We start from the raw sequence: 2,126 nt of genomic DNA on the forward strand, positions 1-2,126 counted from the left end.
ATGCCGAGGCGTTCCATGACGGCCGTCGAGCGGCGGTTGGCGGCGACGGCGAAGGAGACGATTTCATCGCGGTCGAGCGTTTCGAAGCCAAAGGCGAGCCAGGCTTCGGAGGCCTCCGTGACATAGCCCTTGCCCCAGAATTCCGGCGCCAGACGCCAGCCGATCTCGATTGTGTCGGAAGGCATGGACGGCACGTGATCGGTCTCTAAGAGGCCAACAAAGCCGATGCATTCGCCCGTCGCGGCGATCTCGGCGGCGGCAAAGCCAAAGCCATCCTCGGCGATCCAGCCGCGAAATTCATCCATTTTGGCATCCGTCTCGGCGCGGTCGCGGCGGAACGGAAAGAATTCCATCACCTGCTCGTCAAAATTGATGCGATGGAAGAGCTCGCGATCACGGTCCTCCCAGTTGCGCAGGATCAGGCGCTCGGTGCGCATCGGTTTCATCCGGCAAACTCCTCCTGGCGATAGCCCTGGAGATAGAGCAGCGCCGTCAGATCGCCATGGTCGATGCGGACCTTGGCCTCCGCCGCCACCGAAGGCTTGGCATGCAGGGCAACGCCGGTGCCGGCAAGGCGGATCATGTCGAGGTCGTTGGCGCCGTCGCCGACGGCAAGCGCGTCGGCCGGTGTGAGGCCGAGGCGGGCAGAGATTTCAAGCAACGCCTCCGCCTTGGCGGCGCGGCCGAGAATTGGCTCGGCGACCAGCCCGGTGAAACGGCCGTGCTCTTCGATCAGGCGGTTGGCGCGGTTCTCCTGGAAGCCAAGCATCGCCGCGATGCGGCTGGTGAAGACATTGAAGCCGCCTGACACAAGTGCCGTCCAGGCGCCGTTGCCCCGCATGGTACGCACAAGCGCGAGGCCGCCGGATGCCAGCGTCAGCCGGTTTTCGATCAGACGGTCGACCACGGCGGTATCGAGGCCGTTCAACAGAGCCACGCGCTCGCGCAGGGCCGGCTCGAAGGCGATCTCGCCGTTCATCGAGCGCGCGGTGATCGCCGCGACACGGTCCTTGACGCCGATCTCGTCGGCCAGTTCGTCAATGCATTCCTGGTCGATCATCGTCGAATCCATGTCGGCGATGAGGATCTTCTTGCGCCGGCCCTCAGTCGGCTGGACGATCACGTCGACCGGGTGCGAGGCGAGCGCGGCGCGCAGGGCGGCGGCCGCTTCGCCTGCGTCGGCCTTCTCCGGCAGGACGAGATCGCAGGCAATGTCCTCGGCCAGCCAGCGAACAGCGCTTGCGCCGACCGACCGTGAGGCCATATTCGCAAGCGTGGCCGAGACAGCGCGGCCTTCGGGATGGGACACAAGCGTGGCGATCAGCGGCATCGAGACTTCCGGGCAGGCGGGCGAGGGCCGCGTGAAGAACGCGATCCTGATAGCCGGGCCGACCGCCAGCGGCAAGTCGGCGCTTGCGCTGGAACTCGCCGAGCGCGAGGGCGGCGTCATCGTCAACACCGATTCGATGCAAGGCTATTCCGTGCTCGACGTGCTGACGGCGCGGCCGGGTGCCGCCGATCTCGCCCGCGCGCCGCATTTTCTCTACGGCCATGTCCATCCGTCGGTCGCCTACTCCACCGGCGCCTGGCTGCGCAACGTCACGAAGCTGATCGACGACGGCCTGCTCGCCGGACGGCCGGTGATTTTCGTCGGCGGCACCGGGCTCTATTTTCGTGCGCTGGCCGAAGGGATTTCGGACATGCCCGACATTCCGCCGGCGATCCGCGACCGCTGGCGGCACGAGCTCAAGGAGCAAGGCGCCGACCGGCTGCACCGCATCCTTATGCGCGAGGATTCGGCGGTCGGCATGCAGCTCAGGCCGACCGACGGCCAGCGGATCGTGCGGGCGCTGGAGGTGCTCGACGCCTCGGGCCGTTCCATAGCCGAATGGCAGGCGGCGCGCGGCCAGCCGCTGATCGACCGCGACAGCGCGCGCTTCCTGGTGATCGAGCCGGACCGCGCGGAGCTGGTCGGCCGGATCGAGGCGCGGTTCGACAGCATGCTCGACAAGGGCGCGCTGGAAGAGGTCAAGCAGCTTATGGCGCTCGGCCTCGATCCGGACCTGCCGGCGATGAAGGCGATCGGCGTCCGCGAATTGCAGGCGGCGATGGCAGGACAGATGGGC

The 2,126-nt window shown here is 67.1% G+C and carries 3 protein-coding genes; 1 reads left to right on the forward strand and 2 read right to left on the reverse strand.

From position 1 onward, the window contains the following. Both EOA33_RS33300 and serB read right to left on the reverse strand, forming a co-directional pair. A partial coding sequence (locus tag EOA33_RS33300; protein ID WP_145989442.1) for a GNAT family N-acetyltransferase occupies window positions 1-446 on the reverse strand: 446 nt, incomplete at its 3' end. After that, window positions 443-1,330, reverse strand: coding sequence for a phosphoserine phosphatase SerB (serB, locus tag EOA33_RS33305; protein ID WP_127407553.1), 888 nt, complete (start codon window positions 1,328-1,330; stop codon window positions 443-445). The genes serB and EOA33_RS33300, both read right to left, overlap by 4 nt. On the opposite strand from serB, the gene miaA reads away from it, so the two are divergent. Then, a partial coding sequence (gene miaA / locus EOA33_RS33310) for a tRNA (adenosine(37)-N6)-dimethylallyltransferase MiaA (RefSeq protein WP_127407554.1) occupies window positions 1,320-2,126 on the forward strand: 807 nt, incomplete at its 3' end. The genes serB and miaA overlap by 11 nt on opposite strands.

The organism is Mesorhizobium sp. M4A.F.Ca.ET.050.02.1.1 (assembly GCF_003997725.1).
GTDB lineage: Bacteria > Pseudomonadota > Alphaproteobacteria > Rhizobiales > Rhizobiaceae > Mesorhizobium.